The sequence below is a fragment of the Gordonia sesuvii genome (assembly GCF_036350415.1).
Taxonomy (GTDB): domain Bacteria; phylum Actinomycetota; class Actinomycetes; order Mycobacteriales; family Mycobacteriaceae; genus Gordonia; species Gordonia sesuvii.
The window spans coordinates 521,435-544,735 of sequence record NZ_JAZDUF010000004.1 but is presented as its reverse complement, the minus strand read 5'-3'; the positions used below and the strand labels follow the sequence as shown (position 1 = coordinate 544,735).

Sequence of the window (23,301 nt, the reverse complement as noted above, 5' to 3'; positions counted from 1 at the left end):
GGGAGTTCATGTCCGTTAACCTTCATCGCATGCCTCGGGGGAGCATCGACGCGCGCAGCGACGAGGATCTGCTGCTCGCACACGTGCACGGAGACCCGGGGGCATTCTCCACGTTGGTGGAACGTCACCACGCATATCTCTGGTCGGTCGCATGTCGTACGAGCGACAACCCCGATGACGCGGCGGACGCGCTGCAGGATGCGCTGATGAACGCCCACCGGATGGCCGAGCAGTTCCGATCCGACGCGAAGGTCACCAGTTGGCTGCACCGGATCGTCGTCAACGCGTGTCTCGACCGCATTCGCCGCAACCGTGTCCGCCTGTCCGTGCCGATTCCCGAGTTCGACGTCGCGCCACTGGCCGACGACCGGGACCAGATGGCGGCCGTCGACCTGTCGGTGTCCATCGGCCGCGCCCTGGATGCACTGCCACCTGATCAGCGTGCGGCCGTCGTGGCCGTCGACGTCGAGGGACTCTCGGTCAAGGAGGCCGCGGAACGGCTCGGCGTCCCGATCGGCACCATCAAGAGCCGCTGCGCCCGCGGTCGGCTCCGTCTGGCGCAGTCCCTCGGTCATCTCCGGAACTCCTGATCACACCGGCCCCACGTCCATCGTCCCGATCACATCCGATCCCGATGGAACCGGACCGTGGCCCGGTGCGTCCTAGAGTGGACGAGCACGATCACCGCCCCCGACCAGGGGGCTGATCGGATGGCCAGAGAAGTGGGAGAGTGGAGCGATGGTCCCGCCGGGAGCAGACAACGACCGCAGTGACGCGTCGCGCCTCCCGCAGCCCCCGTTCTCCGTCGACCTGCTCGCCGATCTGCACGCGGACGCCCTGCCACCCGACGTCGCCGACCACGTCCGATCTCATCTGCCCGACGATCCACATGCCCGGTCGGTGCTGGCGGCGCTCGACCGCACGACCGCAGTGCTCCGCGACGCCCCGCCCGACCCGGTTTCCCTTCCCCCGGCGGTGGCCGCGAGAACGACCGACACCCTCGACCGGATCAGCGCCGACGTCGCCGCCGCGGGCGGGCACACGGCGGTGCCACTGACGCGCCCGGATCGGGGAGACGCGAAGCGCTCTCGCCGCCTCGCGGTCGCCGGGCTGGTGGGTGCCGCCACGGTCGCCGTGGTGGTGGCGGTGTCCGTCGGCCTCTTCCGCTCACCAGCCCCACAGGAGCCCGCCCAGCAGGCGCAGCCGACCGCCCCGTCGGCGACCTCCGGGCCAGGGGAGCGGATGGCGATGCTGTCGGTCCTCGGTCGCGACGACGCGGCCCCGTTCGGTTCCGAGGCGGAGCTGCGACGCTGTACCGCCGCGAACGACGTGCCCGAGGGTACGGCCGTGGTGGGTTCGGGTCCCGTCACGCTGCGCGATCGGCCGGCCGCGGTGATCCTGCTGGCCACCGGTGTCGCCGGCGTGTTCGATGCGCTGGTCGTGGGCCCCGACTGCACCACCGGCAATCCCTCGACCATCTCGCGCACTCTGATCGGCAACTGACCCCGTCGGGCAGATAGATGTGACGCGTCCGGCACGCCCGCGACCGCGGGGAACATCTGCCTTTACCCTGATGTTGACAGAGCCGAGAACCTAGAGACGCGGCAGCACACCCCGACGACCCGCGTCGTCGACACGGAGGACGGATGACCCACGCAGACGGCCAGCAGATTCACGACCTGATCATCATCGGATCGGGTCCCGCCGGCTACACCGCAGCGATCTACGCGGCACGCGCCGAGCTCGCACCGATCGTCTTCGAGGGCACCCAGTTCGGTGGCGCCCTCATGACGACCACCGAGGTCGAGAACTTCCCGGGCTTCCAGAACGGAATCCAAGGGCCGGCGCTGATGGACGAGATGCGCGAGCAGGCCATCCGCTTCGGCGCCGACCTGCGCATGGAAGACGTCGACACCGTCCGGCTCGAAGGCCCCGTCAAGGAGGTCGAGGTCGGCGGTGAGGTGTTCCGCGCCCGCGCCGTGATCCTCGCGATGGGCGCCGCCGCCCGTTACCTAGGCGTCGAGAACGAGCAGGAGCTCCTCGGACGCGGAGTGTCGGCATGTGCCACCTGCGACGGCTTCTTCTTCAAGGACCAGGACATCGCGGTCATCGGCGGCGGCGACTCGGCGATGGAGGAGGCGACATTCCTCACCAAGTTCGCGCGCAGCGTCACGCTGATCCACCGTCGCGACGAATTCCGTGCGTCGAAGATCATGCTCGAACGCGCCCGCGCCAACGACAAGATCCGATTCGTCACCAATTCGGCAGTGACCTCGGTGGTCGGCGACGGATCGGTCACCGCCCTCGGCTTGACCGACACCGTCTCCGGTGACACCAGCACGCTCGAGGTGACCGGCATGTTCGTCGCGATCGGCCACGATCCGCGCAGTGAGCTGGTCAAAGGTCAGATCGACCTCGACGCGGAGGGCTACGTGCAGGTCGACGGCCGCACCACCTACACCTCGGTGCCCGGGGTGTTCGCCTGCGGCGACCTCGTCGACCACACCTACCGGCAGGCCATCACGGCCGCCGGCAGCGGGTGCTCGGCCGCGATCGACGCCGAACGCTGGCTCGCCGACCAGGGCCTGGCCGCGCCGTCGGTCGAGAGCGACATGTACGTCGTCGACGCCACCGCCTGACAGCCTGCCTGCCTGCCTGATCTCACAATCACCCATCCGAGAAGTCCATAGGAGGACACCATGGGAGCAAACACCGTCGCCGTCACCGACGCCACCTTCGCCGACGAGGTCCTCGGCTCCGACAAGCCCGTGCTCGTCGACTTCTGGGCGACCTGGTGCGGCCCGTGCCGCATGGTCGCGCCCGTGCTGGAGGAGATCGCCCGGGATCATGGCGACAAGCTGACCGTCGCCAAGCTCGACGTCGACGAGAATCCGGCCGTCGCGCGTGACTTCAAGATCATGTCGATCCCGACCATGATCCTGTTCGAGGGCGGCAAGCCCTCCAAGACGATCGTCGGTGCCAAGGGCAAGGCCGCGCTGCTGCGCGAGCTCGACGACGTCGTCGGATCTCCCGCATAAATCAGCGACCAGGGAAGACGACGTTCCGCCCGCGGCGGCAGTCATCCCGTCAACCGATGATGGCGCCCCGAGCGGCGCCATCATTTGGTCGTGCCGTCACGACCTGAAAGAATGCCTGGTGTTTGCGCCGGTGCGCGGTGAGCACCGACCGGGGGGACGCTGACACCCATGCCGAGACCCGTGCCACGACCGCACCGAACGAACGAGGAGTTGCCGATGCCGCTGTTCCGCCGCGGGGATCATGGCTCGGCTGTCGCCGAGATCCGCAACATTCTCGTCGGGCTCGGGCTGCTCACGTCCACCCCCGCCCCGGACAGTCTCTCCGGCACGATCAGTGGTTGGCATCCGCCCGAGGCGGTGTTCGACGACGCCTGTGATCGCGCCGTGCGCGCGTTCCAGCAACAGCGCGGGCTCATCGTCGACGGCATCGTCGGCCCGGCGACCTATCGGGTGCTGCGCGAGGCCTCCTACCAGCTGGGCGCCCGGGTTCTGCTGTACCGGCTGTCCGCACCGATGGTCGGCGACGATGTCGCCACGCTCCAGGGTCGCCTCCAGAACCTCGGCTACTACACGGGTCTCGTCGACGGCACGTTCGGAGAGACCACCCACAACGCGGTGTGCCTGTACCAGAGTGAGTTCGGCCTGTCCTCGGACGGCATCTGCGGTCCGTCCACCCTGCGATCGCTGGAACGTCTCGGTACCCGCGTCACCGGCGGGTCGCCGCACGCCATCCGCGAGGAGGAGCACGTCCGTCGGTCCGGTAAGCAGCTGGCCGGCAAACGCATCCTGATCGACCCGGGTTCCGGTGGGCTACATGAACTCTCGACCGGCGCCCGCGCCGAGACGGAGTCCGCGGTGCTCTGGGATCTCGGGGCGCGGCTCGAAGGCCGGATGTCCGCGGCCGGGATGGAGACGTTCCTGTCGCACGACGGTCGTGGCCGTCCCGGCGACGAGGAACGCGCCCGGGTCGCGAACATGGTGGGCGCCGACCTCATGGTCTCGCTCCGATGTGGCCACTACCCGAACGAGCGCGCGCATGGTGTCACCTCGTTCTACTTCGGCAACTCGCACGGTTCGTTCTCCACGATCGGCCGCAATCTCGCCGGCTTCGTCCAACGTGAGATCGTCGCGCGCACCCCACTCACCGACTGCCGCACACACGAGCGGACCTGGGATGTCTTGCGCCTCACCAGAATGCCGGTGGCACTCATCGACGTCGGCTACATCACCAACTCGAATGACGTGGCCACCCTCGACGACGCGCAGATGCGGGATGTCATCGCCGAGGCGATTCTCGTCGCGGTGAAGCGGCTCTACCTGCTCGGCGAGGACGACCGTCCCACCGGCTCGTTCACCTTCGCCGAACTTCTTGCCGCCGAGCGTCTTTCGAGCTGAATCTCAGTAATTTCTTCCGGCGCTGTCGGATTCGGTGGTGTCGGATTCGGCTCTGCCGGACGCGCCTAGCGCCGACCCACCGGAACAGCTGCTTCGCGTTCCCGGCCAGCCAGATCGAGTGCGGCCATCACCACCAGCTTCTCGAGGGCGTGTTCCACCTCGTGCTTCCAGCCCAGACCTTCGTCGAGCTCGAGCCGGAACCGCGGGAAGCGCGGATGGGACGCGACGACGTCGAATCCGGAGTCCTTCAGGAAGTCCGCGTCGATGATGCACTGCAGACACAGACCCTGCTGCGGGCTGTCGTGCATGGTGCGAGAGATCTCGACGATCGCCTCGTCGGCCCACTGCCGCATCTCACTCGTCATCGTCTCGAGCGCACCCAGGTCCGCGACGTCGTCCGGGTGCGCAGCCGGTGCCGGCCCCGCCGTTCCGGTCTCGGTCTCACCCGGGACCCGCACCACGCCGAACGCCTCGATGGCCCGGACGCCGCGACGTACCAGATCGGTGACGACCGAGTCGAGCAGAATCGGTGCCGCCTCCTCGAATCCTGGCTCGGTGCGGATGGAGGTCAGCAGGACCGCGTCCGCACTGACCGGCGAGGTGGGGAAGAGGGTCGACCGCGGCACTCGTCGCGGCGGCGCATAGAACGCGTTCCCCACGACGTGACCGGTCTGGCCATCGACCGCGACCTGCGCGCAGGTGCCCCATTCGAGCATGACCCCGGAGATCCACGCCTCCTTGTCGAACTCGCTCTCGAAGGACCCGAAGTCGCCGAAGATGCTCTTCTCGGTGTCGCGGGTCGACGCCGGATCGACCTCCCAGAAAACGCATCGCCGCGTGTGCAGCGGCAGTGTGTCGAAGGATTCGAGATCGAGCCGGGTCACCGCGAGGTTCATGCCGTCGGCCTCGGTCCGCGGTCGCGCGAAGCGTCGAAAGTGATGTCCGACAAAGGGTTTCGTACTTTCACTGTCGTCCTCGCTGGTGAAGTGTCACTGTGACGTAACGTGCGGGTACCTGGTGTGCGCCGATCAGCCCGTCATCCGGCCTTCCCGGGGTCGATCACGCCGACGATCCGCTCGAGGTCGTCCACCGATCCGAACTCCACCACGACTTTGCCCTTTCGCTTCCCGAGACTGACTGTAACCCTCGTGTCCAGTCGATCGGACAGCCGTTCGGCGACGTCCTGGAGTCCGGGCATCTGCATCGGCTTGCGCTTCGCCGGTCCGGCGGGGGAGCCGGGCCGGTCGTCACCGCGGTTGGCCAGGGTCACCGCTTCTTCGGTGGCTCGTACCGACATGCCTTCGGCGACGATCCGGGCGGCCAGTGCCTCCTGAGCGTCGCTCCCGGTCTCGAGGGACAGCAGGGCTCGCGCATGGCCGGCGGACAGCACCCCGGCGGCGACGCGGCGCTGGACCGGGATCGGCAGCTTCAGCAGCCGGATCATGTTGGTGATGAGTGGTCGGGACCGGCCCAGGCGGTTGGCCAGTTCCTCGTGGGTGACGCCGAACTCGTCCAACAGTTGCTGATAGGCGGCCGCTTCTTCGAGTGGATTCAACTGCGCGCGGTGAATGTTCTCCAGCAGCGCGTCGCGAAGCAGATCGGCGTCCGCTGTCTCCCGCACGATCGACGGGATGGTGTCGAAGCCGGCTTCCTTGCTGGCCCGCCACCGGCGTTCGCCCATCACGAGTTGGTACCGGATGCCGTCGTCTGTCGGCGTGGGGAGTGGTCGCACCACGATGGGCTGCATCAGCCCGAACTCCTTGATGGAGTGCACCAACTCGGCGAACGCTTCCTCATCGAACACCGAGCGCGGCTGCTTCGGGTTCGGCTGGATCTGCGACGGCGGGATCTCGCGATACACGGCCCCGACGTCATCGGACACGACTGCTTCGGTCACGCCGTCCACGTCAGCCGGCGTCGACGACGGATCGTCGACCGCGACACCCCGGCCGATCACGACGTCCGCGGCAGCCGCACCCAGTCGCGGGCCCGTCGGCCCGGCGCCCTCCGGGGGACCGGTCGGGATCAGAGCGGCCAGTCCTCGGCCGAGGCCGCCTCGACGCTGTGCGGAATCTCGCTGACTCACTGTTGTCCTCTCCCGATGTTTCCCGTGAAACCGCTTCCCCTGAAACCGTCTCCCGTGACCTTGTTTCCCGTGAAACCGGCGGTCATGCCGACACAGCCCGCAGCGCGATCTCCCGCGATGCGTCCAGGTAGCTCATCGCGCCGCGTGAACCCGGGTCGTATTCGATGATGGTCATCCCGTAGCCGGGCGCTTCCGACACCTTGACGCTGCGCGGGATGATCGTATTGAGAACTGTCTCGCCGAAGTGCCGGCGAACCTCCTCGGCCACCTGATCCGCGAGTTTGGTGCGTCCGTCGTACATAGTGAGAACCACCGTCGACACGTGGAGTCCCGGGTTCAGATGCGCCTGCACCAGCTCGATGTTGCGGAGTAGCTGACCCACACCCTCCAGCGCGTAGTACTCGCACTGGATCGGAATCAACACCTCTTTCGCGGCGACCATGGCGTTGACCGTCAGCAGACCCAGCGACGGGGGACAGTCGATCAGCACGTAGTCGATGCCGAGTTCGGTCAGTACGTTCTCGTCGATGGCGTTGCGGAGACGGTTCTCGCGCGCGACCAGAGACACGAGTTCGATCTCGGCGCCGGCCAGGTCGAGTGTCGCGGGGACACAGAAGAGCTTGTCATTGTTGGGGCTGCGCTGGATCGTCTCCTTCAGCGACACCTCGCCCAGGAGCATCTCGTACACCGACGCGAGATCGGGGACCCGGTGATCGATGCCCAGCGCGGTGCTGGCATTTCCCTGGGGGTCGAGATCGATGACGAGCACGCCCAGTCCGTGCAAGGCGAGACCGGCCGCGATGTTCACCGTGGTCGTGGTCTTGCCGACGCCACCCTTCTGATTGGCGATCGTGATGATGCGCGGCGATGACGGCCGGGGGAGCTCACCGGCGCCGCCCGGAGTCAGCACCTGACTCGCTCGAGCAGCTGCGGCCGCAATCGGGGTGTCGTCGTACCCGGGGACCGATGTGGGGGAGGAGCTCCCACCGATGGACGTTTCACGTGAAACACTTCGGTCCTGTTCGACCACGCCTGGACTCCTTCGCCCGACTACGAATCCTCCGACACCGCCATCCGTCGCATCCGAGGCTGAGGACTCCGCGACATCGACGGCCACCGATCGATCATCGGTCTGACGTCCATTCTGCGCCCTCCGCGGACTCCACACCAATCCGATCACCTCTTCCTCTTCGACGCGCCCGCGCGTCGCTTCGACGCGCCGGACGTACCTCGTTTCGTCCCGACGACGACGGTCGTCGGAACCTCCAACGCCTCGACACCGCACTGTTTCACGTGAAGGTCGACGATCCCCAGGCGCCGCGCGGCGTCACCGTCGCGGGCGATCTCCTCTTCGGCAGACGACCCCTTGATCGCGATCAGTCGACCCCCATCCGCGATCAGGGGAGCGGACCACTTCGTCAATCGCTCGAGCGGCGCCACCGCTCGCGAGGTCACCACGTCGGCGCCGCCGACTTCTCCGCGGATCGACTTCTCCTCCGCGCGTCCCCGGATCACCCGGACATCCAGCTCCAGTTCGTCGACGATCCGTTGGAGGAAGTCGCTTCGCCGCAGCAGCGGCTCCACCAGAGTGATGCGGAGATCCGGACGCGCGAGAGCGAGCGGAATCCCCGGCAGCCCGGCCCCGCTACCGATGTCGACGACGCTCACCGACGGCGGCATCGCCTCACCGATGACCGCGCAGTTGAGTATGTGGCGTTCCCAGAGGCGGGGGACCTCGCGAGGCCCGATGAGTCCCAGCACGACTCCGTCTGTGGCAAGCGACGCGCAGTACGCCTCAGCCCGATCGACGGTTGCGCCAAACAGTCGTGACGCAACGTCCGGTGCCTCCGGTGGAGAGTCGTCCGCGCCGGGCACTCCAGCGTCACCGTCCCGTTTCACGTGAAACATCCTTTCACTGCGTCGGTGTCAGCTGCCCATCCCGCGCCGTGTTTCACGTGAAACCAGGTGTCGCCGTTTCACGTGAAACAGTCGTCGCGAAGCTAACTACAGGCGTGTAATTCTCCCGCCAGAAACAACAAAGTCCCGGCCACGGGCCGGGACTCTGCTGATGATATCGGGAGGTACGTCAGGCGCTCGGGAGGACCACCACGCGACGCTTCGGCTCCGCGCCTTCACTCTCGCTCACGACGCCATCGACCGCAGCCACAGCGTCATGGACGATCTTCCGCTCGAACGGAGTCATCGGATCCAGCTCCTCGCGGACACCAGACTTGACCACACGCTCGGCCACTTCGGTTCCGAGCCGGGCAAGCCGATCACGGCGATCCGCACGCCAGCGGGCGACATCCAGCATCAGGCGGCTACGGACACCGGTCGACTGCTGCACGGCCAGACGGGTCAGCTCCTGCAGCGCGTCGAGCACCTCACCCTTCCGCCCGACGAGCCGGTCGAGATCGTTGCCACCGTCGATGCTCACCACAGCGCGGTCACCGTCGACGTCGAGATCGATGTCCCCGTCGAAGTCCAGCACGTCGAGAAGCTGCTCGAGGTAGTCGCCGGCGATCTCACCCTCTTCGACGAGACGATCCTCCTCGTCGGCCTCGGAGCCCTCGTCATCGGAATCCGTATCCGCATCCGCGTCTTCGGCGACGGAGTCGTCCTCGGCCGATCCCGTGCTGTCCGAATCCGCAGCGGCGGGGTCGGTCCCGTCCGTCACGGTCGCTGCCGTCCCGGCTTCGGTCGCCTCACCGGCCGCCGGGTCGGCGACGTCCTGGATCTCGCGCTCGTCGTGCGCGGCGGTCTCTGCTGTCATCTCACATTCCACCTAACTGTGCTTCTCATCCAACGTCTGTCACACACTCGTCGGGGCTGGGGGAGTGGCCACCCGCTCTGCTGTCCCAGAGGAACAACTGCCTGCGATCCCTCGCGGTCAATGCCGTCCGCCGGGACGGCCGCCCTTCTTCCGTCGCGACGCACCCTTGCGGTTCTTGGCCGCGACATGCGCGGTACCCGATTTCTGGGCCGACGGTTTCGCGCCCGGCGCCGGCTTCTGGCCGGCCGGAGGGGACTGCGGGTTGGCAGTGGTTTCACCGGACTCCGAGGTGACCTCATCGGCGACGTCGGTCTCCGCCGCCTCAGATTCGGTCACATCAGTGCTCGGTGACGCGGTGCTCGCGGCGGCCTTGGATCGGTCCATGCCCAGCAGCCGCTGAAGTCCGGCGAAGGGACCGGCCGGTGCGGTGGCCACCGCCGTCGACGACGCAGCGGTGTCGTCGACCTCGTCCACGGCCTCCGTCGTATCCGACGGCTTCTTCGCGCGATCGGGACGCACACCGGGTTTGGGCGCGTTCGCCTTGAGCTTCTCCTGCTTCGCCAGTTTGGCGGCTTCCTCTTCCTTCTCGATGCGGCCGAACACGATGTGCTGCTGACCGTAGGTCCAGAGGTTGTTGCTCATCCAGTACAGGAGGATCGCCACGGGGAAGAAGGCACCGGTCACCAGGATGCCGAGCGGGAAGATGTAGAGCGCCAGCATGTTCATCATGCGGGTCTGCGGATTCTCCAGAGCCGCTTCCGGCTGCCGAGCGACCGACGCACGGGAGTTCATGTGCGTGGCGATCGAGGCGATGATCATCATCGGGACCACCACGATGACGATCTGGGTGCGGGTGAAGTCGATGGGCGATCCGGGCTCCACGAACGCCTGGAACTCCGAGACCGGCTCGGTGATGTACGACGACAGCGGGACCCCGAACAGACGCGCGTCGAGGAAGTTCTGCACGAGTTCCGGACTGAACGCGTAGTTGCCGACCGCTCGGGTCTCTTCGGCCGTCATGCCGGGCTGCCCGAAGCCGGTTGCCATCCGGTTGAACGACCGCAGCACGTGGAACAGGCCGATGAAGACCGGGATCTGCAGCAGCATCGGCAGGCAGCCGAGCAGCGGGTTGAACCCGTGCTCCTTCTGCAGCTTCTGCATCTCCTCGGTCATCTTGACCCGGTCTTTGGCGTACTTCTTACGAATCGCCTGCAGCTGCGGGTTGATCTCCTGCATCTTCTTCGTGGTGCGGATCTGTCGCACGAAGGGCTTGTAGAGGATCGCGCGCAGCGTGAACACGAGGAACACCACCGACAGCGCCCATGCCACGCCGTCGCCGCCTGGGGAGTCCGGCGTGAGATGGCTGAACAGCCAATGCCAGACCCACATGATCCAGGAGACCGGGTAGTAGATGAAGTTCAGCACGGGTCAGTTACCCCTAACCTCTGACGGTGTCGGTTCGTCGACAGTTCGATCACTGGTGATGAAGAGTTGGCGGAACCCGCGCTCGGGAACCGGGTCATAGCCTGGCTTGTGCCAGGGGCCGCACTTGAGCAGCCGGAGCACCGACAGCCACCCGCCGTAGAAGAAGCCGTGTCGGGTCAGGGCCTCCACGGCGTAGGCCGAACATGTCGGCTCGAAGCGACAGGTCGGCAGGCGCATCGGCGAGATGAAGGTGCGGTAGAGCTCGATCAAGAAGACGATCGCCCGGCGGGGCAGCAGATGGAGCCGGCGGGACAAAGTCATCGCGTCGTCGGCGTCTTCGGTCGAGCTCATCGAAGGATCCGATCCTCGGTGTTCGCGAACGCGTCACGCACCCGGCGGCGCTCGAGCGCCTCGACGAGTTGACTCGCGAGCTCGGGACTGTCGCAGTCCGCCGCGGATGGCCGGGCCCGCACGACCATCATGGTCTCGGTGATCGGGAACCGGTCGCGGCTGGTCGCGAACGCGGCCCGCAGTCGTCGCGCGACGCGGTGACGCACGACGGCATTGCCCACCGCCTTGCTGACGATGAGACCGAGCCAGGGGCCGCCGAAGACGGCCACGCCGGTGTTGCGCGGATCCCCGGGGTCGGTCGGGACCGTACTGAGGGGGAGCACATGGACGACGAGGTCACGTGTCGTCACCCGCACACCGGCTCTCAGCGTGCGATCGAAGTCGGACCCACGTGAGATCCGATGCGCTGCAGCCACCATCGATACGAATGACCGGCGGTGGTCACGCCACCGCCGGTGACATCGCAGTCGACTCAGGCCGTGAGCTTCGCGCGGCCCTTGGTGCGGCGACCGTTGACGATTGCCCGTCCGGCGCGCGTACGCATGCGCAGGCGGAAACCGTGGACGCGTGCGCGGCGACGGTTGTTGGGCTGGAAGGTCCGCTTTCCCTTGGCCATGGGTGACTCCTTGTGCTCATGTGTGATCTCACGCCGACAGCACGCGCGAACCACATCCATCTTGGTGGTCTGCTGATCCCGGTGCGGTGCCGAACTGACGTCGGGTGGATGACCTGGGCCATCACGCAAATCCGTCACCTGGATGACCAGTCGAGACTACTGAGTACGCCCCCGCAAATCAAACGAGCGGATACCGAGCCCGATCATGGTGACGCCGACCACATCGGCAGCCGTCACCGGCGGTTTCCGGCGCCGCCCGTGCGGGCCGACCGGCGGGTTGTCACTCCGATGATCGTAATCCGCCGATTCACTTTGTCGGGGGCGCTGCACTCTGTTAACTTCGGCGCAGACTCAACGGCGCAGATTCGACACTGGAGACGATTCAGTGGACCCTCTTCCGGCCGCCATATCTCGAGCTACCCCCAGATCTGTACACAGCTGTGGACAACCATGTGGACAACTCGGCGCACGTGCGGCAGGGTGGCATGCTCATGACCGACGCTGGTCGTTGGTTCCGGCAGCAGGAGGGGCGCAGCACCGTGGTGAGTGACCGTGATTCGTTCGGTGAGGTCTGGCAGAGCGTGGTCGCCGAACTCAACGACGATGCCTCCGCTCACCACCACGAGCCGCTGACCCGCCAGCAGAAGGCGTGGCTCTCCCTCGTCCAGCCGTTGACCCTCGCCGAGGGCTTCGCTCTTCTCACCGTTCCCACGCCGCTGGTGCAGGAGCAGATCGAACGTAATCTGCGTGACACGATCCGCTCGGCGCTGAGTCGACATCTCGGTCAGCCGGTGGATCTCGGTGTCCGGATTGCCACCCCGATGGTGGAGGATCCCGTGCCCGAGGCACCGGCACCGGTCACGTCCCATCATTACGATCCGACCGTCGCCGCCGTCCCGACGAGCGCGCCGACCCCGGCGACCGCACCGACCGGATTCGACGGCCGCGCCGACCGCCCGGCGCCGTCCGACGCGTCGGACTGGTCGACCTACTTCGCCGAGCGGCCCACCGCCGGGCAATCACCGTCGAGCGCCAACCTCAGCCCGAAGTACACGTTCGACACCTTCGTCATCGGCGCCTCCAACCGGTTCGCGCATGCGTCGGCGGTTGCCGTCGCCGAGGCTCCCGCCCGCGCCTACAACCCGTTGTTCATCTGGGGGGAATCCGGCCTGGGCAAGACGCATCTGCTGCATGCCGCCGGCCACTACGCGCAGCGGCTGTTCCCCGGCATGCGGGTGAAGTATGTGTCCACCGAGGAGTTCACGAACGACTTCATCAACTCGCTGCGTGACGACCGCCGGGTGGCGTTCAAGCGCCGTTACCGCGACGTCGACGTGCTGCTGGTGGACGACATCCAGTTCCTGATCGGCAAGGAAGGTATCCAGGAAGAGTTCTTCCACACCTTCAACACGTTGCACAACGCCAGCAAGCAGATCGTCGTCTCGTCGGATAGACCGCCGAAACAGCTTGCCACCCTTGAAGATCGGCTTCGCACCCGATTCGAGTGGGGCTTGATCACCGACGTCCAGCCGCCGGATCTCGAAACCCGGATCGCCATCCTGCGCAAGAAGGCGCAGATGGACAACATCGCGGTCCCCGACGACGTCCTCGAGTTGATCGCGTCGAAGATCGAACGCAACATTCGCGAGCTCGAGGGTGCGCTGATCCGGGTGACGGCATTCGCGTCGCTCAACAACGCCGAGCTCGACAAGGCGCTCGCCGAGGTGGTGCTGCAGGCGCTGCTGCCCAACTCCGGCACCCTGGAGGTCAGCGCCGCAAGCATCCTGGCGATCACCGCCGAGTACTTCGACATCTCGGTGGAAGAGCTGCGGGGGCCCGGCAAGACCCGCTCCATCGCGCAGGCCCGGCAGATCTCCATGTACCTGTGTCGTGAGCTGACCGACCTCTCGCTGCCGAAGATCGGTGAGACGTTCGACCGCGACCACACGACGGTCATGTACGCCGAGCGCAAGATCCGCAAGGAGATGGCCGAGCGACGCAAGGTCTACGACCACGTCCAGGAACTCACCGCCCGCATCAAGCAGCGCGCGGTCTGACGGTCCCTTCGACCCGAAACCGTCAACTCTCAACTCGAACCACAGGGTTTGTCACCCCGGGATCCCAGGGATCCCGGGTTCGTCGTGCGCCGAATCGGTTCATCACCAGCTGTGGATAAACCTCGGGATAACGGTGGACCGCGTGTGCACCGACCGTGGACAGAGACCGAACAGTCCGCTCGCCGCCCACAAGGCGGCGGATCCCCTCACGTGTTGTCCACGAACCATCCACACGTGGCGACGGCGGATGACCTGCACGGAAACGCTGTGGTGCACAGATCCACAGCCCCTATGACTGAGATGGATCCCTCTCTAAAGAGAATCTTTCAAAAGAAGACCTTGTGCACAGTGAGCGCGGACCGTCCGTCCGACGTCGTGTCGCCGACCGCGCACTTCGCCCCCATTCGCTCCCCGTCTGGCAGGCTCGTTCTACAGTTGGAATCCCATCTGGAAATCCCACCGATCCTCAGAATGTGCTCGGCGGTCGAAGGTGGGTGTGGCGAGAGCAGCTGAACAGAGAAGGGCAACCACCCAGCATGAAGTTCCGTGTCGCGCGTGACGAGTTCGCAGAATCAGTTGCCTGGGTCGCCCGTAGCCTGCCGGCCCGTCCGCCCGTCCCAGTGCTCGGATGTGTGGTTCTGACGGCCGACGAGGGCCTCGAGGTGTCCGGGTTCGACTACGAGGTCTCGGCCCAGGAATCGATCGCCGCCGAGATCGCCGAACCCGGCAAGGTCCTGGTCTCCGGGCGGCTGCTGGCCGACATCACCAAGGCGCTGCCCAACAAACCGGTCGACGTCAGCCTCGACGGTTCGCGGGTTGCCATCACGTGCGGCAGCGCGAAGTTCTCCCTGCCGACCATGCCGGTGGAGGATTACCCCGAGCTCCCGGAGTCGCCGGCGGTGACCGGCACCATCCCCGCCCAGGTGTTCGCCGAGGCGATCGGCCAGGTCGCCGTCGCCGCCGGCCGCGACGACACCCTGCCGATGCTCACCGGCGTGCGGGTCGAGATCGAGGACAACCGCGTGGTCCTCGCCGCGACCGACCGGTTCCGCCTCGCGGTACGTGAACTCGAATGGCAGCCCACCGGCGCCGGCACGACCGGCGCAGTGCTGGTCCCGGCCAAGACGCTGTCGGAGAGCGCCAAGACCGCGGGCACCGGCACCGGCGAGATCTCCCTGGCGTTCGGCACCGGGTCGGGAATCGGCGGCGAAGGGATCCTGGGCATCCTCGGTGAGACCAAACGCACCACCACCCGACTGCTCGATGCGGAGTTCCCGAAATTCCGTCAGCTGCTGCCGGCCAGCCACACCGCGGTCGCCACCATCGACAGCGCGCCGCTGCTCGACGCGATCAAGCGTGTCGCGCTCGTCGCCGAACGTGGGGCCCAGGTGCGCATGGAGTTCAGCGAGGGTCTGCTCGTGCTCACCGCCGGTGGCGACGAGGCCGGCAAGGCCGAGGAGGAGCTGCCGGTGCAGTTCCACGGCGAGCCACTCACCATCGCGTTCAACCCCGGCTACCTGCAGGACGGTCTCTCGGCGATCGGTGTGCCGACCGTCGACTTCGGATTCACCACCCCCAGCCGGCCCGCGGTGCTGCGCCCGTCCAGCGGTGAGGAACCGGTCGCCGACGAATCCGGCGCCTTCGTCGCCCCCGACAGCGTGTTCACCTACCTGCTGATGCCGGTGCGTCTACCGGGCTGAGGCCCGCGCTCGGCACGACCCGACCCACGAAATCGGCGAATCTGCACCAACCGACCGAAGGAACGTGAATGCAACTCGGGCTCGTCGGCCTCGGAAAGATGGGCGCGAACATGCGCACCCGCATCCAAGAGGCCGGGCACCAGGTGGTCGGTTACGATCCGCGACCCGAGGTCTCCGACGTGGGATCCCTCGCGGAGATGGTGGCCGCGCTCGACGCGCCGCGCGCGGTGTGGGTGATGGTGCCCTCCGGGGATCCGACCCGCAGCACCATCACCCAACTGGCCGGGGTCCTGGAATCCGGCGACATCGTCATTGACGGCGGCAACTCGAAGTACACAGATGACCTGCCCCACTCACAGTTGTTGGCGGAGAAGGGCATCGGCTACCTCGACTGCGGCGTCTCCGGCGGAGTGTGGGGATTGCGCAACGGATATGGCCTGATGGTCGGCGGCAGCGACGGTGACGTCGCCCAGGTCATGCCGATCTTCGACGCCCTGCGGCCACCGGGTGAACGGGCGGACGGTTTCGTGCACGCCGGCCCGGTCGGCGCCGGACATTACGCCAAGATGGTGCACAACGGCGTCGAGTACGGGTTGATGCATGCCTACGGCGAGGGCTACGAATTGCTCAGCGCCGAACCGCTGATCACCGATGTCGAGGGCACGTTGCGGGCCTGGACACAAGGGACCGTGGTGCGGTCGTGGCTGCTCGAACTGCTGGTCCGCGCACTCGAAGAGGACCCGGGTCTGTCCGAGATATCGGACTATACAACCGATTCCGGTGAAGGCCGCTGGACGGTCGAAGAGGCGATCCGGCATTCGGTGCCCGCCAATGTCATCTCCGCGGCCCTGTTCGCGCGCTTCGCGTCCCGCCAGGACGAGGGCTCACCGGCACTGAAAGCCGTGTCCGCGCTGCGCAATCAGTTCGGCGGGCACTCGGTTCGTGACACCGCCGGCCGGTCGGTCGGCGAGTCCGGAACCCCGTCCACCTGACGTGTTCGTTCGCGAGTTGGCACTGCGCGACTTCCGTTCGTGGCGGGAGATCGATCTGACCCTGCGCCCCGGACCGACGATCTTCGTGGGCCGCAACGGTTTCGGCAAGACGAATCTGCTCGAGGCGGTGAACTATCTCGCGACCCTGCGGTCGCATCGGGTGAGTACCGATGCACCGCTGGTGCACAGCGGCACATCCTCGGCGAGTGTCACCGGGACCGTCGAGAATGTCGGCCGCGAACTGACCGTGCAGGTGCAGATCAATGCCGAGGGCGCCAACAAGGCCACGGTCAATGGCAGTCCGGCACGTCGGGCCCGCGACATCCTCGGCATCCTGCGTGCGGTGATGTTCGCGCCGGAGGACCTGCTATTGGTCCGCGGTGATCCGTCCGACCGCCGACGATTCATCGACGAACTGGTCGCGCAACGCGGACCCCGTTGGGCCGCAGCCCGTTCCGACTACGATCGAGTGCTGCGTCAGCGGTCGGCGCTGCTCAAGACCGCCGGGGCCGCGTTGCGGCGAGGTGGGTCGGACGCCGACTCGGTGATCAGCACGCTCGATGTCTGGGATGGTCAGCTCGCCGATCTCGGTGGTCAGGTGACCGCCGCCCGCATCGAGGTCCTCAACGACCTGCGGCCGCACGTGACCGAGTCGTATGCGTCGATCGCCCCACACTCGCGGCCGGCGACGATGCGGTATCGAGCGGCGGCCGGGCCGGAGATCGCCGTGGAGTCCGTCGACGCGTCCGACATCACCGAGATCCTGCTGGGGCGACTCGCCGAGCTGCGGAGCAAGGAGATCGACCGCGGTGTGAGCCTGGTCGGACCGCACCGCGACGACATCGACATCGTCTTGGGTGACGAAATCGCCAAAGGCTTCGCCAGCCATGGCGAGTCCTGGTCATTGGCGCTCGCGCTGCGACTGGGATCCGTGGAACTGGTGCGTGCCGAGGGGATCGAACCGGTCATCATGCTCGACGACGTGTTCGCCGAACTCGACGCGCAGCGCCGTGCCCAGCTCGTCGCGTTCACCGAGTCCGCCGAACAGTTGCTGGTCACCGCGGCGGTCCCCGACGACATCCCCGACACGATCGGCGGTGCGCGTGTGAGTGTCGGCGTCGTGGAGGACAATGGGCAACGGCACTCCGTGGTCAGTGATCTCATGCCAGGGGAGGACGCGGGATGAGCGATTCGGAACCGGCCGGGCGTCCGGCAGAACCATCGTCTGGCCATTCGTCCGGTCATTCGTCCGGCTATGAACTGGCCCGACGTGCGCTCGAGGAGGCCCGCGCCGCAGCCCGCGCCGAGGGCAAGTCGGTCGGTCAGGGCAGGTCGTCGCCGGTCACGGATCGTCGTCGGACGACCGTGCGCCGCCGCAGCTGGTCCGGGTCCGGCCCGGACTCCCGGGATCCGCAACCGCTCGGTCGGCTCGCGGGGAGCCTGGCGCGCGACCGAGGCTGGCAGTCGCAGATCGGGCAGGGCACGGTGTTCGGGCTCTGGGATCAGATCGTCGGACCCGACGTCGCCGCGCATGCGAGGCCAACCGCATTGCACGACAACGTGTTACACATCGCGGCCGAATCGACCGCCTGGGCGACGCAGCTTCGGTACATGCAGGGGCAGATCCTCGCGAAGATCGCCGCGGCGGCCGGCGACGGCATGGTCACCAGTCTGCGGATCACCGGACCGAAGCAGCCGTCGTGGCGCAAGGGCCCCCGGCATGTGCCCGGTCGCGGGCCGCGCGACACCTACGGGTGACGGGGACGGTGTTCGCCGGACAGGTTCCACGGAAGGGTCTGCGGTAGCGAGCCAGCGTTCGCCAGACGGCAGAATCCGGTCCCGGCCACAAGTGGACCGGCATCGAACGAAAAAAATCGATCTGTGAGGTTGTTAGCGGCCCCGGATGACCGTTTCTGGTCGGGTGAGGCAGTAGTATGGATGCAGTTGTCCCGACAGGGGTGGACATCGACCGGGTTGCATGCCCGGGATGCATACCGATCTCGTCCGCGCGACCACGCGGATGGGGCAGGCGTGTGTCCATGGGTCGTGTGTCCGGTTCCGTCCTGTCGGTTTCACCGAGACAGAACAGGAGCGGACGCACCTCGTGGCCGACACCAACGACACCAACGGGTCCGACAGCGCTGCGGCGAAGAAGGCCCGGAAGTCCAAGAAACCGGGCGAGTACAGCGCGGATTCGATCAGCATCCTGGAAGGTCTCGAGGCGGTCCGCAAGCGGCCCGGCATGTACATCGGTTCCACCGGTGAGCGTGGCCTCCATCACCTGATCTGGGAGGTCGTCGACAACTCGGTCGACGAGGCGATGGCCGGCTACGCCAGCAAGGTGGAGGTCACGCTCCTCGAGGACGGTGGCGTCCAGGTCGTCGACGACGGTCGCGGCATCCCCACTGACATGCACAAGACCGGCAGCCCGACCGTCGAGGTCGTCATGACGCAGTTGCATGCCGGCGGCAAGTTCGATTCCGACGCCTATGCGGTGTCCGGTGGTCTGCACGGTGTCGGCATCTCCGTGGTGAACGCGTTGTCGACACGTGTCGAGCTGGAGATCAACTACGGCGGCTTCCACTGGGAGCAGGAGTACAACAACGCCAAGCCCAGTCCGCTGGAAAAGGGTGACGCCACCCGCAAAACCGGTACCACCGTGCGGTTCTGGCCGGATTCCTCGATCTTCGAGACCACCACGTTCAGCGCCGAGACGGTGGCGCGCCGCCTGCAGGAGATGGCGTTCCTGAACAAGGGCCTCACCATCACGCTCACCGACAACCGGCTCAGTGACGAGGCCGCGGTCGCCGAGGCGGAGATGGATCCCGAGGGTGACGACGCCGCGGAGACCATCAAGTCCGAAGAGGAGAAGGCGCAGAAGGCCGCGAAGGTCCGCACCCGCACCTATCACTACCCGGACGGGCTGGTCGACTACATCAAGCACCTCAACCGGACAAAGAACGCCATCCACAACTCGGTGGTCGGCTTCACCGCCAAGGGCACCGGCCACGAGGTGGAGATCGCGATGCAGTGGAACGCCGGCTATTCCGAGTCGGTGCACACGTTCGCCAACACCATCAACACCCATGAGGGCGGCACCCACGAAGAGGGCTTCCGCGCGGCGCTCACCAGCACCGTCAACAAGTACGCCTACGACAAGAAGTTGTTGAAGGAGAAGGACGGCAAACTCACCGGCGACGATATCCGTGAGGGTCTGGCCGCGGTCATCTCGGTCAAGGTGGGTGACCCGCAGTTCGAGGGTCAGACCAAGACGAAGCTCGGCAACACCGAGGTGAAGAGCTTCGTGCAGAAGACCTGCAACGAGCATCTCGCGCACTGGTTCGAGTCCAACCCGGCCGAGGCCAAGATCATCATCAAGAAGGCGGTCGATTCCGCGCAGGCCCGCATGGCCGCCCGCAAGGCGCGAGAACTGGTGCGCCGCAAGACCGCAACAGACATCGGTGGACTCCCCGGCAAGCTGGCCGACTGCCGCAGCAACGACCCCACCAAGTGCGAGGTCTACATCGTGGAGGGCGACTCGGCCGGCGGTAGCGCCAAGTCGGGACGCGACTCCATGTACCAGGCGATCCTGCCGATCCGCGGCAAGATCATCAACGTCGAGAAGGCCCGCATCGACCGGGTGCTCAAGAACACCGAGGTCCAGTCGATCATCACGGCGTTCGGCACCGGCATCCACGACGAGTTCGATCTCGCCAAGCTGCGCTATCACAAGATCGTGCTGATGGCCGACGCCGATGTGGACGGCCAGCACATCGCGACGCTGCTGCTGACCTTGTTGTTCCGGTTCATGCGGCCGCTCATCGAGCACGGTCACGTCTACCTGGCGCAGCCGCCGCTGTACAAACTCAAGTGGCAGAAGAGCGAACCGGAGTTCGCCTACTCCGACCGCGAACGGGACGGCCTGCTCGAGGCCGGTCGCGCCGCCGGCAAGAAGATCAACACCGACGACGGTATCCAGCGTTACAAGGGTCTCGGCGAGATGAACGCCAAGGAACTGTGGGAGACCACCATGGACCCGGCCGTGCGCGTCCTGCGGCAGGTCACCCTCGACGACGCCGCGGCCGCCGACGAACTGTTCTCGATCCTGATGGGCGAAGACGTCGCCGCACGCCGCAGCTTCATCGCCCGCAACGCCAAAGATGTTCGCTTCCTCGACGTCTGACCCTCTTATCGCTGGTTGAGGTGCGAGGAGCGCCAGCGACGAGCCTCGAAACCTCCGCTGCCGATTCCCCGGGTGGTTGAGGTACGAGCCTCGAAACCACCACGACCCGCCCGCCGACAGTCTGAACGAAAGAGATCCCATGACTGACACCACACTGCCCCCCGCCGGGGGAGAGGGCGACCGCATCGAACCGGTCGACCTCGGCCAGGAGATGCAGAACAGCTACATCGACTACGCGATGAGTGTCATCGTGGGTCGTGCGCTGCCGGAGGTGCGGGACGGCCTCAAGCCGGTGCACCGCCGACTGCTCTACGCGTCGTTCGACGCCGGTTTCCGCCCCGACCGCAGTTACGTGAAGTCGGCGAAACCCGTTGCGGAGACGATGGGTAACTACCATCCGCACGGCGACAGCGCGATCTACGACGCCCTGGTGCGCCTCGCGCAGCCGTGGTCGATGCGGTATCCGCTGATCGACGGACAGGGCAACTTCGGGTCGCGCGGCAACGACGGCGCGGCCGCCATGCGTTACACCGAGGCCCGGCTGACGCCGTTGGCGATGGAGATGTTGCGGGACATCGACAAGGAGACCGTCGATTTCATCCCCAACTACGACGGCAAGACCAACGAACCGACGGTGCTGCCGTCGCGGATCCCGAACCTGCTGATCAACGGATCCGGCGGCATCGCGGTCGGTATGGCCACCAACATCCCGCCGCACAACCTCAACGAGGTTGCCGCCGCGGTGTTCTGGGCGCTGGAGCATCCCGACGCCGACGACGAGTCGTTGCTCAACGCCTGCATGGAGGCGATCAAGGGTCCCGATTTCCCCACGGCCGCACTGATTGTCGGGAGCCAGGGCATCAAGGATGCCTACACCACCGGCCGTGGCAGCATCCGGATGCGCAGCGTGGTCGACATCCAGGAGAACAAGGGCACCACACAGCTCGTGGTGACCGAGCTGCCGTATCAGGTCAATCCCGACAACCTGATCCAGTCGGTTGCCGAGCAGGTGAACGAAGGAAAACTCAAGGGCATCAGCCGGATCGAGGATCAGTCCTCGGATCGCGCGGGCCTGCGCATCGTCATCACTCTGCGTCGCGACGCGGTCGCCAAAGTGGTGCTGAACAACCTGTACAAGCACAGCCAGCTGCAGACCAGTTTCGGTGCCAACATGCTGTCCATCGTCGACGGTGTGCCCCGCACGTTGCGGTTGGATCAGATGATCCGGTACTACGTGGCGCACCAGATCGACGTGATCGTCCGTCGCACACGGTATCTGCTGCGCAAGGCCGAGGAACGCGCCCACGTGTTGCGCGGTCTGGTCAAGGCGCTCGACGCCCTCGATGAGGTGATCGCGCTGATCCGCTCGTCGGCCAACACCGAGGCCGCGCGCACCGGGTTGATGGATCTTCTCGACATCGACGAGATCCAGGCCGACGCCATCCTGGCGATGCAGCTGCGTCGTCTGTCGGCGTTGGAGCGACAGAAGATCATCGACGAGCTGGCCGAGATCGAACGTGAGATCGCCGACTACAAGGACATCCTCGACAAGCCGGAGCGGCAGCGCGCGATCGTTCGGGACGAGCTCACCGAGGTCGTCGAGAAGTACGGCGACGAGCGTCGCACCAAGATCATCGCCGCCGACGGCGACGTCAGCGACGAGGACCTCATCGCGCGCGAAGAGGTGGTCGTCACCATCACCGAGACCGGCTACGCCAAGCGCACCCGCTCGGATCTGTACCGCAGTCAGCGTCGCGGCGGCAAGGGAGTGCAGGGCGCCGGCCTCAAGCAGGACGACATCGTCAAGCACTTCTTCGTCAGTTCCACCCATGACTGGATCTTGTTCTTCACCACCAAGGGCCGGGTGTATCGCGCCAAGGCGTACGAGCTGCCCGAGGCCAACCGCACCGCGCGCGGTCAGCACGTCGCGAACCTGCTGGCCTTCCAGCCGGAGGAGCGGATCGCGCAGGTCATCCAGCTCAAGACCTACGAGGATGCGCCGTACCTGGTGCTGGCCACCCGCAACGGTCTGGTGAAGAAGTCCAAGCTGGTCGACTTCGACTCCAACCGGTCCGGCGGCATCGCCGCGATCAACCTGCGCGGCGAGGACGAGCTCGTCGGGGCGCAGCTGTGCAGTGCCGACGACGACCTGCTGCTGGTGTCGCAGAAGGGGCAGTCGATCCGGTTCCACGCCGACGACGAGGCGCTGCGCCCGATGGGCCGCCAGACCTCCGGTGTGCAGGGCATGCGCTTCAACGGCGACGACCTGTTGCTGTCCCTCAACGTGGTCCGCGACGGCACCTATCTGCTTGTTGCGACGTCGGGCGGCTACGCCAAGCGCACGGGCATGGACGACTACCCGGTCCAGGGCCGCGGCGGCAAGGGTGTGCTGACGATCCAGCACGACCGTCGACGTGGCGAGTTGATCGGTGCGCTCATCGTCGACGACGACTCGGAGCTGTATGCCATCACCTCGGGTGGCGGCGTCATCCGAACGGGTGCGAAACAGGTCCGCAAGGCCGGCCGTCAGACCAAGGGCGTGCGCCTGATGAACCTGGACGAGGGCACCACCGTCATCGCCATTGCGCGCAATGCGGACGAGCCGGACGAAGAACCCGCCACGTAGGCCAGGATTGCGGCCAGTGGTGACCGGGATCGGCCACTGCTAGCGGTTAGTGTGGGTCA

The 23,301-nt window shown here is 66.4% G+C and carries 21 protein-coding genes; 12 read left to right on the top strand and 9 right to left on the bottom strand.

Annotated elements, in window-relative coordinates:
* Positions 1-29: 29 nt before the first annotated feature.
* The 5 genes from sigM to VZC37_RS16330 all read left to right on the top strand — a co-directional run bounded on the left by sigM (position 30) and on the right by VZC37_RS16330 (position 4,433).
* On the top strand, positions 30-590 hold the full coding sequence (gene sigM, locus VZC37_RS16350; protein ID WP_330433616.1) for an RNA polymerase sigma factor SigM: 561 nt from the start codon (positions 30-32) through the stop codon (positions 588-590).
* A gap of 148 nt (positions 591-738) precedes the next feature.
* Positions 739-1,503: an anti-sigma factor gene (locus VZC37_RS16345; RefSeq protein ID WP_330433615.1), complete on the top strand. Its 765-nt coding sequence runs from the start codon at positions 739-741 to the stop codon at positions 1,501-1,503.
* 143 nt (positions 1,504-1,646) lie between these two features.
* On the top strand, positions 1,647-2,639 hold the full coding sequence (trxB, locus tag VZC37_RS16340) for a thioredoxin-disulfide reductase (RefSeq protein ID WP_330433614.1): 993 nt from the start codon (positions 1,647-1,649) through the stop codon (positions 2,637-2,639).
* A 60-nt stretch (positions 2,640-2,699) separates the two neighbouring features.
* Positions 2,700-3,038: a thioredoxin gene (gene trxA, locus VZC37_RS16335; RefSeq protein ID WP_330433613.1), complete on the top strand. Its 339-nt coding sequence runs from the start codon at positions 2,700-2,702 to the stop codon at positions 3,036-3,038.
* Between the two features lie 216 nt (positions 3,039-3,254).
* A complete protein-coding gene (locus tag VZC37_RS16330; protein ID WP_330433612.1) occupies positions 3,255-4,433 on the top strand; it encodes an N-acetylmuramoyl-L-alanine amidase in 1,179 nt (392 codons plus the stop codon).
* A 65-nt stretch (positions 4,434-4,498) separates the two neighbouring features.
* On the opposite strand, the gene VZC37_RS16325 is transcribed toward VZC37_RS16330, so the two are convergent.
* The 9 genes from VZC37_RS16325 to rpmH all read right to left on the bottom strand — a co-directional run bounded on the left by VZC37_RS16325 (position 4,499) and on the right by rpmH (position 11,684).
* The gene (locus VZC37_RS16325; RefSeq protein ID WP_330433611.1) at positions 4,499-5,329 is read right to left on the bottom strand and encodes a hypothetical protein; all 831 of its coding nucleotides are present in this window, start codon (positions 5,327-5,329) and stop codon (positions 4,499-4,501) included.
* A 140-nt stretch (positions 5,330-5,469) separates the two neighbouring features.
* A complete protein-coding gene (locus VZC37_RS16320; RefSeq protein ID WP_330433610.1) occupies positions 5,470-6,519 on the bottom strand; it encodes a ParB/RepB/Spo0J family partition protein in 1,050 nt (349 codons plus the stop codon).
* A gap of 82 nt (positions 6,520-6,601) precedes the next feature.
* Positions 6,602-7,549, bottom strand: a complete 948-nt coding sequence (locus VZC37_RS16315; RefSeq protein ID WP_330433609.1) for a ParA family protein — start codon at positions 7,547-7,549, stop codon at positions 6,602-6,604.
* A gap of 146 nt (positions 7,550-7,695) precedes the next feature.
* On the bottom strand, positions 7,696-8,427 hold the full coding sequence (gene rsmG, locus VZC37_RS16310; protein ID WP_330433608.1) for a 16S rRNA (guanine(527)-N(7))-methyltransferase RsmG: 732 nt from the start codon (positions 8,425-8,427) through the stop codon (positions 7,696-7,698).
* 178 nt (positions 8,428-8,605) lie between these two features.
* Positions 8,606-9,292, bottom strand: a complete 687-nt coding sequence (locus VZC37_RS16305; protein ID WP_330433607.1) for a Jag family protein — start codon at positions 9,290-9,292, stop codon at positions 8,606-8,608.
* A gap of 117 nt (positions 9,293-9,409) precedes the next feature.
* Positions 9,410-10,717 carry a membrane protein insertase YidC gene (gene yidC / locus VZC37_RS16300; RefSeq protein ID WP_330433606.1) on the bottom strand — a complete coding sequence of 436 codons (1,308 nt, stop codon included), beginning with the start codon at positions 10,715-10,717 and terminating at the stop codon, positions 9,410-9,412.
* 3 nt (positions 10,718-10,720) lie between these two features.
* Positions 10,721-11,068, bottom strand: coding sequence for a membrane protein insertion efficiency factor YidD (gene yidD / locus VZC37_RS16295; protein ID WP_330433605.1), 348 nt, complete (start codon positions 11,066-11,068; stop codon positions 10,721-10,723).
* Entirely contained in the window at positions 11,065-11,487 is a 423-nt protein-coding gene (gene rnpA, locus VZC37_RS16290) for a ribonuclease P protein component (RefSeq protein ID WP_330433604.1), read from the bottom strand. Before rnpA ends, yidD begins: the two co-directional genes overlap by 4 nt.
* Before the next feature lie 53 nt (positions 11,488-11,540).
* Entirely contained in the window at positions 11,541-11,684 is a 144-nt protein-coding gene (gene rpmH, locus VZC37_RS16285; RefSeq protein ID WP_330433603.1) for a 50S ribosomal protein L34, read from the bottom strand.
* A gap of 539 nt (positions 11,685-12,223) precedes the next feature.
* On the opposite strand from rpmH, the gene dnaA reads away from it, so the two are divergent.
* The 7 genes from dnaA to gyrA all read left to right on the top strand — a co-directional run bounded on the left by dnaA (position 12,224) and on the right by gyrA (position 23,242).
* Positions 12,224-13,741 carry a chromosomal replication initiator protein DnaA gene (gene dnaA, locus VZC37_RS16280; RefSeq protein ID WP_330433793.1) on the top strand — a complete coding sequence of 506 codons (1,518 nt, stop codon included), beginning with the start codon at positions 12,224-12,226 and terminating at the stop codon, positions 13,739-13,741.
* Positions 13,742-14,277: 536 nt separating this feature from the next.
* Complete coding sequence (gene dnaN, locus VZC37_RS16275) at positions 14,278-15,441, top strand: DNA polymerase III subunit beta (RefSeq protein WP_330433602.1); 1,164 nt, start codon at positions 14,278-14,280, stop codon at positions 15,439-15,441.
* 68 nt (positions 15,442-15,509) lie between these two features.
* Complete coding sequence (gene gnd, locus VZC37_RS16270; protein WP_330433601.1) at positions 15,510-16,433, top strand: phosphogluconate dehydrogenase (NAD(+)-dependent, decarboxylating); 924 nt, start codon at positions 15,510-15,512, stop codon at positions 16,431-16,433.
* A 1-nt stretch (position 16,434) separates the two neighbouring features.
* Positions 16,435-17,619 carry a DNA replication/repair protein RecF gene (gene recF / locus VZC37_RS16265; RefSeq protein ID WP_330433600.1) on the top strand — a complete coding sequence of 395 codons (1,185 nt, stop codon included), beginning with the start codon at positions 16,435-16,437 and terminating at the stop codon, positions 17,617-17,619.
* Complete coding sequence (locus VZC37_RS16260) at positions 17,616-18,191, top strand: DUF721 family protein (protein ID WP_330433599.1); 576 nt, start codon at positions 17,616-17,618, stop codon at positions 18,189-18,191. The genes recF and VZC37_RS16260 overlap by 4 nt, the downstream gene beginning before the upstream one ends.
* Before the next feature lie 346 nt (positions 18,192-18,537).
* Positions 18,538-20,616 (top strand): DNA topoisomerase (ATP-hydrolyzing) subunit B, encoded by a 2,079-nt coding sequence (gene gyrB, locus VZC37_RS16255; RefSeq protein WP_330433598.1) that lies wholly within the window; start codon positions 18,538-18,540, stop codon positions 20,614-20,616.
* A 139-nt stretch (positions 20,617-20,755) separates the two neighbouring features.
* Entirely contained in the window at positions 20,756-23,242 is a 2,487-nt protein-coding gene (gene gyrA / locus VZC37_RS16250) for a DNA gyrase subunit A (protein WP_330433597.1), read from the top strand.
* Positions 23,243-23,301 lie beyond the last annotated feature (59 nt).